This window comes from Frankia sp. CoWAU3, from assembly GCF_977971855.1.
Window position 1 is genome coordinate 63,614 of sequence record NZ_CDWWXB010000002.1, and the last position, 8,574, is coordinate 72,187.

Sequence of the window (8,574 nt, forward strand, 5' to 3'; positions counted from 1 at the left end):
CAGCCCGAGCTCCGCGAAGCGGGCATAGGCCGCCGACTGGGACGTGACCTCGAAGCCGCGCTGCGCGCCCAGGCCATGGACAATCATCTCCAGCGGCCGGGTGGCGGTGACCCGGGGATCCTTCTGCCGCAGGGATCCAGCCGCGGCGTTACGCGGGTTCGCGAACGGTTTGCCCCCCGCGGCCACCAGCCCGGCGTTGAGCTCGGCGAACTTCGCGGTCGGGAAGAAGACCTCGCCCCGCACCTCCAGCAGCCCGGGCACCCGCGGCCCGCGCAGCCGCACCGGCACGCTCGCCAGGGTGCGGATGTTGGGAGTGATGTCCTCCCCCGTCCGGCCGTCGCCGCGCGTCGCGGCACGCACCAGGTAACCGTCCTCGTAGACGAGGTCCACGGCAAGCCCGTCGATCTTCAGCTCGCAGAGCCAGGCGTCGACCTCGCTTTCCCGGGCCACGCGCGCCGCCCACTGGTGGAACTCGTCGTCGTCGAAGACGTTTTCCAGGGACAGCATCCGTTCGAGATGCTCGACCGGGGTGAACAGGGTCGAGTAGGAGCCGGCCACCTTCTGCGTCGGCGAGTCCGGTGTGCGCAGGTCGGGATGCCGCTCCTCCAGCACGGCGAGCTCCGCCATCAACCGGTCGTACTCGGCATCGGAGATCGTCGGGGAATCGAGCACGTAGTAGCGGTACGCGTGCTCGTCGAGCTCGCGGGCGAGGCTGGCGGCGCGGGCCCGCTCGTCCGCCGAAGCCACCGCCGAGGCCACGCCGGATTCGTCGGCCGTACCGGCCGTCGCGCTCACGACGGTGCGTCGACCAGGACCCGCCCCGCCTTCCGGCAGTGGCGCATCACCGTCCTGGCATCGTCCGTTCCCAGGCCCGCCAGGCCACATGTCGGCGCCACGGCGACCACCTCTCCGAGCTGCTCGGGCCGGAATCCCAACCGGCGCCACAGTGCGATGACGGGTTCGACCGTACGGCGGACATCCGACAACTTCGGTGCGGCCGAGACAGCCCGTCCGGCTGCACCAGCCGGTGCGGCCGGTCCAGTCGGTCCAGTCGGTGAAATCGGCGCGGCCGGTGAAATCGGCCTGGTGGGGACGAGACCCGCCATCAGCCGCACGCCGGCCTCCACGATCTCGCCGACAGCGTCGTCCTCGGCCCGGGTAAGCGCGGTGACGTCGAGACCGACGAAGTCCACACCCGCCGCGCGCAACGCCGCCAGCGGCACCGCGGGAGCGCAGCAGTGCACCCCGACTCCAACGGTCGCCGGCAGCGCCCGCAGGCCACCGAGCAGGATCCGCAGCCGCTCCACAACCAAGCCCTCCTCGACGGCGGGCAGCACCGAGAACCCACTCGGAGTGCGGATCCGGCCCGCGAGCACCGCCGGCAGCGACGGCTCGTCGAGCTGGACCAGGATCCGCGCCCCCGGGACCCGCTGGGCGATCTGTTCGACCTGTTCGACGAGCCCCGCGGTCAGTGCGTCGGCGATGTCACGGGTGGCGCCGGTATCCGACAACGCCCTGTGCCCGCGGGGAAGCTCCAGCTCGGCAGCCAGCGTCCACGGGCCGGTCACGGCAATCTTGAAGGATCCCGCGTAGTCGGCGGCGACCTCCGTCAGCGCGTCCAGGTCGCGTTCGAGCAGATCCCGTGACCGGCGCAGGTCCAGGCCGGGTCGGGGAACCAGCCGCCAGCCAGCCGGCTGAAGGTCCACCGGCATGTCGACGAGGATCGCCGCCGCCCGCCCGACCATCGCACCCCCGGGTCCCCTGGCCGGCAATTCGGGCAGATGCGGCAGGTCCGGCAGCTCGTCGAAGACCAGCTTGACGGCCTGGGCCGCATCCGTTCCCGGCAGCGAGCCCACCCCGGTGGCCGCGCCGGGCGGCCACATCCGTGCAGCGTCAGTACTCATGTCTTGACATCCTCCGGGAGCCCGCGGGAGATCCCCGGCCACGCCCGCTCCACGCCCACTCCGTCAACGGCCCACCGACCGGGCGCCCGGCTAACCACCGGTGGTGCGGATGTGCCCTCCGCCAAGCACCCGGTCACCGTCGTACAGCACCACTGCCTGGCCTGCGGCCGTGCCGCGGACCGGCGTCGTCAGTGTCACGACGAGCTCCTCGTCGCGCGCCTGCGCCACCGCCGGTACCACCCCGCCGTGCGCCCGCACCTGGGCCAGGCATGACACGGCCCTCTCGTGCGGCCAGACGGCCCGGTCCGCCACGAGCCGGCGCACGTCGAGCGCTTCGGCCGGTCCGACGGTGACCGTCGACGTCACCGGGGAGATGTCCAGCACATAGCGCGGCCGGCCGTCCGAGGCCGGCCGCCCGAGCTTCAGCCCGCGACGCTGACCCACGGTGAAGGCGTAGGCGCCGTCATGGTGCCCGAGCGTCTGCCCGGTCGTCGCATCGATGACCGGACCCGGCCGCGGGCCGAGCCGCTCGCGCAACCAGCCACCGGTGTCCCCGTGCGAGATGAAACAGATGTCGTGGCTGTCCGGCTTGTCCGCAACGGCAAGGCGACGCTCGGCCGCCTCTACCCGTACCTGGGCCTTGGTGGAATCCCCGAGCGGAAACCGCGCGGCGGCGAGCTGCTCGGGACGCAGCGTTCCCAGGACGTAGGACTGGTCCTTGTCCGGATCCACCGAGCGGCGCAGGGTGCCGTCCGGATCGAGCCGGGCGTGGTGCCCGGTGACGACGGCCTCGAAGCCGAGCGCGAGGGCCTTGTCGAGTACGGCCGCGAACTTGATGCGCTCGTTGCAGCGCACGCAGGGGTTGGGCGTGCGACCGGCTGCGTAGGACTCGACGAACTCCTCGATGACGTCGGTCTCGAACCGGTCCGCGAGATCCCAGACGTAGAACGGGATGCCGAGGATGTCGGCGGCCCGCCGGGCGTCCCGGGCGTCCTCGATGGTGCAGCAGCCGCGGGCTCCGGTCCGGTCCGACTCCGGCGAGCGCGACAACGCCAGATGCACCCCGGTGACGTCGTGACCGGCGTCAACCGCCCGGGCGGCGGCGACGGCGGAGTCGACCCCGCCGGACATCGCGGCGAGCACCCGCATCAGACCATCACCTCCCCGAATCTCCGCCGAACCTCAGAGAACCACGTGGACGGGAGCAAGGCATCATGGGCATCGCCTCTCAGGAGCCGCTCATGCCGGCCAGCGCCCCCGCGCGGCTCGCCCGCTCGACGACCGGCCCGATCGCCGCGACCAGCGCGTCGATGTCGCAGGCCCGTGAGGTGTGCCCGAGGGAGAACCGCAGCGATCCGCGGGCGTGTGTCTCATCCACTCCCATCGCGAGCAACACGTGCGACGGCCTCGCCACTCCAGCGGAGCAGGCCGAGCCGGTGGAACACTCGATCCCCCGGGCATCGAGCAGCATCAGCAGCGAGTCTCCCTCGCAGCCGGGGAAGGTCAGATGGGCGTTTCCCGGCAGCCGGTGCGGTCCCGGACCGCCGCCGTCCCCACCGCCGCCGTCCCCGAGCAGCGGGGCGCCGTTGAGCACCGCCTCCGGGACCTCCGCCCGGACCCGGCGCACCAGGTCGTCACGCAGGGCCGCCAGCCGGACGCTCTCCTGCGGCGCCTCGGCGCATGCCGTCGCCGCGGCCGCCGCGAACGCCGCCACCCCGGCCGTGTTCAGCGTTCCGGACCGGATGTCGCGCTCCTGACCGCCGCCGTGGGTCAGCGGCTCCATCGCCAATCCCCGGCGCACCACCAGGGCACCGACACCGATCGGCCCCCCGATCTTGTGCGCGCTGACCGTGATGGCGTCGGGGCCCTCGTCGGTGACGGCGATCGGGATCTGGCCGAACGCCTGCACCGCATCGGTGTGGAAGGGCACGCCGTGACGGTGCGCGATCGTCGCGAGCTCGGCGATCGGCTGAACGGTGCCGACCTCGTTGTTCGCCCACATCACCGACACGACGGCCACCGAGTCCGGATCCCGTTCGAGGGCGGCGGCGAGGGTGTCCGGCCGCACGGTTCCCGCGGCATCGACCGCGAGCAGCTCGACCTCGGCATCCTGCGCCCGGCCGAGCCAGTCGACGGTGTCCAGGACCGCCCGGTGCTCGACGGCGCTGACCAGCACCCGCCGCCGGCCCGGTTCGGCCCGGCGGCGTGACCAGTACAGACCCTTCAGCGCGAGGTTGTCACTTTCGGTACCGCCTCCGGTGAACACCACGTCGGACGGACGGGCGCCCAGCACTCCGGCGAGCGTCTCGCGGGACTCCTCGACGATGCGGCGGGCACGGCGGCCACTGGCATGCAGCGACGAGGCATTGCCGGTATCGGCGAGCACCGCGGTGTACGCGGCGAGCGCTTCCGGTCGCATCGGCGTCGTCGCCCCGTGGTCGAGGTAGGTCACAGCTCTAGAGGGTAGTCGCGGACGGGCCGAACACCGCGCGGTCAGAAGTCGCCGGCGGCCCGGCGCAGATCGGTCAGCAGGTCGATGAGTCTGCGCACCCCGCCGTCACCCAGCCCGGGATCGGCGAAGACGGTGTCGTTGAGCTTCTCGGTCGCGGCCATGGCAGTGGCCCGACCCTCCTCGGTGATCTTCGCGAGAATCGCCCGCCGGTCCGTAGGATGCGGGGTACGCCGCACCTGCCCCCTCGCCTCCAACCGGTCGACCGCGCTGGTGACGCTGGTCGGATGGACCTGCAGCCGACTTCCGATCTTGTTGAGGGGCAGCGCTCCGGACCGACTGAACATCAACAGCATCAGCAGCTCATAGCGCGCGAAGGTCAGGTCGAGGGGGCGCAGGACCTCGTCAACCCGGGCGAGGACGATCTGCTGCGCCCGCATCAGGGAGGTGACCGCTGCCATGCCGTCCGCTGCCGCCCCCCAGCCGTGGGCGGTCCAGTGCCGATGGGCCTCCGCTATGGGGTCGGTTGGCAACGGTTTCGGGGTGGCCACGACTTGTCGACGCTCCTGCACTTCATGGGACGGTTCCCGCCCAACCTGGCAGCCGGGGACCGTCGCGGCGGGCAGCGTCCATTGCACCCCAGGACGGACGCGCTGGCAAAGATTCATGCGTACCCGGAGATTGCCGCGGCGCCCAGCGTAACGCCGATCGACGTAACGGCGGGCGCCACCCGGGACATAATCAGACGTTACGTCGATACTGCCCACCCACGTCGAAGAATGCCTGGGAGATCTGCCCGAGGGAGCAGACGCGGACCGCCTCCATCAGCGCCGCGAACGTGTTCCCCCCGCTCCTGGCGATCTCCCGCAGATGTTCCAGGGCGGCGCCCGCCTCGGCGCCGTGCCGGCTGTGGAACTCCTCCAGCCGAGTGAGCTGAGATTGCTTCTCCTCCTCCGTGGCCCGCGCGAGCTCCATCGGGCCTCCCTCGGCGTCGGGATCGGTGCCGGCCGACTCGGGCCGCAGGAACGTGTTCACCCCGATGATCGGCAGGGTGCCGTCGTGCTTGCGCCGCTCGTACAGCATCGACTCGTCCTGGATGCGTCCCCGCTGATAGCCGGTCTCCATCGCGCCGAGTACACCGCCGCGGTCGCTGATCCGCTCGAACTCGGCGAGCACCGCCTCCTCGACCAGGTCGGTCAGTTCATCGACGATGAACGATCCCTGCAGGGGATTCTCGTTGGCGGCGAGTCCCCATTCCTGATCTATGATCATCTGGATGGCCAACGCGCGGCGGACGGAGTTCTCCGTAGGAGTCGTCACAGCCTCGTCGTACGCATTGGTGTGCAGGCTGTTGCAGTTGTCGTAGATCGCGCACAGCGCCTGCAACGTGGTCCGGATGTCGTTGTAGGCCATCTCCTGCGCGTGCAGCGACCGGCCCGACGTCTGTACGTGATACTTCAGCATCTGCGACCGGGGGGCGGCACCGTAGCGCTCCCGCATGGCCACCGCCCAGATCCGGCGGGCCACCCGCCCGATGACGGTGTACTCCGCATCCATCCCGTTGGAGAAGAAGAACGACAGGTTCGGGGCGAAATCGTCGATGCGCATCCCTCTGGCCAGATAGGCCTCGACGTAGGTGAAGCCGTTGGCCAGGGTGAACGCGAGCTGACTGATGGGATTGGCGCCGGCCTCGGCGATGTGATAGCCGGAGATCGATACCGAGTAGAAGTTCCGGACCGCGTGTTCGATGAACCACTCCTGCACGTCCGCCATCGCCCGCAACGCGAACTCGGTGGAGAAGATGCAGGTGTTCTGCCCCTGGTCCTCCTTGAGGATGTCCGCCTGCACGGTGCCACGGACCGTGGCCAGCGTGCGGGCCCGGACCTCGGCGGCCTCGTCCGTGCTCGGCTCCCGGCCGTGCTCGGCGCGGAAAGCGTCCAAGCGCTGGTCGATCGCGGCGTTCAGGAACATCGCCAGGATCGCCGGCGCCGGGCCGTTGATGGTCATCGAGACGCTGGTCGACGGATCACACAGATCGAACCCGGCGAACAGGACCTTCATGTCGTCCAACGTCGCTATCGACACGCCCGACGTGCCGATCTTGCCATAGATGTCAGGCTGAGACGCGGGATCGCGGCCGTAGAGGGTCACCGAGTCGAAGGCGGTGGACAGCCGGGTCGCAGGCGAGCCGGCGGAGAGGAAGTGGAACCGGCGGTTGGTCCGGAAGGGGTCACCTTCACCGGCGAACATTCGCGCCGGGGCCTCCCCGGCGCGTTTGAACGGAAAGACGCCGGCGGTGAAGGGGAAGTACCCTGGCAGGTTCTCACGCCGCAGGAAGCGGATCAGGCGAGCGTCGTCGTCGATAGCGGGTACCGCCACCCGCCGGATCAGAGTCCCGCTGAGCGTGGTGCGCACCAGCGGGGTGTGGATCTCGGTTCCCCGGACGAGATAGGTCATCTTCTCGCCCTGACGTTCCTCGACGATCGCCGGCCATTGCGCCAGGAGCTCCCTCGTCCAGGGGGCCAGGGCGGCTTCGGCCTCGTCGCGCAGCACGGCGAGGGTGGTGGGCTCCGCCGGCGCCGCACCCGCGCTGGTGTTGGCGCCGGCCAGCGCCGCAAGGGCCGTCGTCAGATGCTCACGACGGCGAGCCAGCAGCGCCTGGCGCTCAGTCTCGGCGTGATAGCCCCGCACCGTCTCGGTGATCTCGGCCAGATAGCGTATCCGGGCGGACGGAATGACCGTGGTCAGGCCGGTAGAGGTCCGCCCACGCACCAGGTGCAACGAGCCGGACACGGTGTGCAGATCGTGTTTGCGTAGCAGCCCGACGAGGTGCTGATACAGGGCGGTCACCCCGTCGTCGTGGAACCGGGCGGCCGAGGTGCCGAAGACGGGCATATCCTCCCAGGACTGGTCGAACGCCTGCCGGTTGCGCACCAGTTGCCGGGCGACGTCACGCCGGGCATCCTCGGCGCCGCGCCGCTCGAACTTGTTCACCGCCACCACGTCGGCGAAGTCCAGCATGTCGATCTTCTCGAGCTGTGAGGCCGCACCGTACTCGGGCGTCATCACGTACAGCGAAACATCGCAGAACGGAACGATCGCCGCGTCACCCTGCCCGATGCCCGGCGTCTCGACGATCACCAGATCGAAACCGGCCACCTGACAGGCTTTGATCACATCCGCCAGGGGAGCCGGAACCTCACTGCCCCCCGTGCGCGTCGCCAGGGACCGGAAGAACACGTTCCCTGCCGTGCCATCACCCAGGGAGTTCATCCGGATGCGGTCACCGAGCAGTGCACCGCCGCCCCGCCGACGGCTGGGGTCGATGGCGAGCACCGCGATCCGCAGGCTGTCGCCCTGGTCGAGGCGGAAGCGCCGGATCAGCTCGTCGGTGAGCGAGGACTTTCCCGAACCACCCGTGCCGGTGATACCGAGGACCGGAACCCGCGGGCGGCGGGCGGCCTCGTCCTGCAGCGCCGCCGCGAGCCGCGGGTCCCGGCCCGCCTCGAGCACGGTGATCGCCCGGGCGAGCGCGCCGTGCTCACCAGCCGCCACCGCATCGAGCTTCGGCCCGTCCTCCGTCAGATCGACGTCACAGGCCTCGATGATCACATTGATCATCTTTGCGAGACCGAGCCGCTGCCCGTCCTGCGGGGAGAAGATGCGCGCGACCCCGCGCGCGTGCAGCAGGTCGATCTCCGCCGGCAGGATCACCCCGCCGCCGCCGCCGTAGACCCGGACGTTGCCGGCTCCGCGCGCACGGAGGCGCTCGATGAGGTAGCTGAAGTACTCGACATGCCCGCCCTGATAGGACGACAGGGCGATCCCTTGGGCGTCCTCCTGGATCGCAGCGGTGACGACCTCCTCGACGCTGCGGTCATGCCCGAGATGGATCACTTCGGCACCCTGCGCCTGCAACAGGCGACGCATGATGTTGATCGCCGCGTCATGCCCATCGAAGAGTGAGGCCGCCGTCACGATCCGGACCGGATGAACCGGTGTGTGCAGCGTGGCGGCCGGCTCGTGCCGGTTGTCGGAGGACATCGCGTCGGAGGACATCGAAGCGGCTCCCGGGGACGATGTGGCGGGCGGAGATGCCTAGAACACTTGGCTTCCCGATAGTAGGACATCCATGCAATAGATGCCACCACGGCCAAGGTGCTGAAGCGGGTGCTGCCAGCCAGTAGTCGGAAAATACGCGTATACGAGTGTGGGGCTGTC

6 protein-coding genes are annotated in these 8,574 nt (G+C 70.1%); all 6 read right to left on the minus strand.

The window, feature by feature from the left end:
• On the minus strand, window positions 1-795 hold a 795-nt coding region (locus AC08ON_RS00705; RefSeq protein ID WP_476616280.1), incomplete at its 3' end, for a DNA ligase LigA-related protein.
• Window positions 792-1,904, minus strand: a complete 1,113-nt coding sequence (locus tag AC08ON_RS00710; protein WP_476605987.1) for a methionine synthase — start codon at window positions 1,902-1,904, stop codon at window positions 792-794. The genes AC08ON_RS00710 and AC08ON_RS00705, both read right to left, overlap by 4 nt.
• A 90-nt stretch (window positions 1,905-1,994) precedes the next feature.
• Window positions 1,995-3,053, minus strand: a complete 1,059-nt coding sequence (gene mnmA / locus AC08ON_RS00715; RefSeq protein WP_476616281.1) for a tRNA 2-thiouridine(34) synthase MnmA — start codon at window positions 3,051-3,053, stop codon at window positions 1,995-1,997.
• Between the two features lie 79 nt (window positions 3,054-3,132).
• Window positions 3,133-4,356 carry a cysteine desulfurase family protein gene (locus AC08ON_RS00720; RefSeq protein WP_476605985.1) on the minus strand — a complete coding sequence of 408 codons (1,224 nt, stop codon included), beginning with the start codon at window positions 4,354-4,356 and terminating at the stop codon, window positions 3,133-3,135.
• Between the two features lie 41 nt (window positions 4,357-4,397).
• On the minus strand, window positions 4,398-4,904 hold the full coding sequence (locus AC08ON_RS00725) for a MarR family winged helix-turn-helix transcriptional regulator (protein WP_476605984.1): 507 nt from the start codon (window positions 4,902-4,904) through the stop codon (window positions 4,398-4,400).
• Between the two features lie 190 nt (window positions 4,905-5,094).
• Entirely contained in the window at window positions 5,095-8,412 is a 3,318-nt protein-coding gene (gene icmF, locus AC08ON_RS00730) for a fused isobutyryl-CoA mutase/GTPase IcmF (protein WP_476605983.1), read from the minus strand.
• Window positions 8,413-8,574 lie beyond the last annotated feature (162 nt).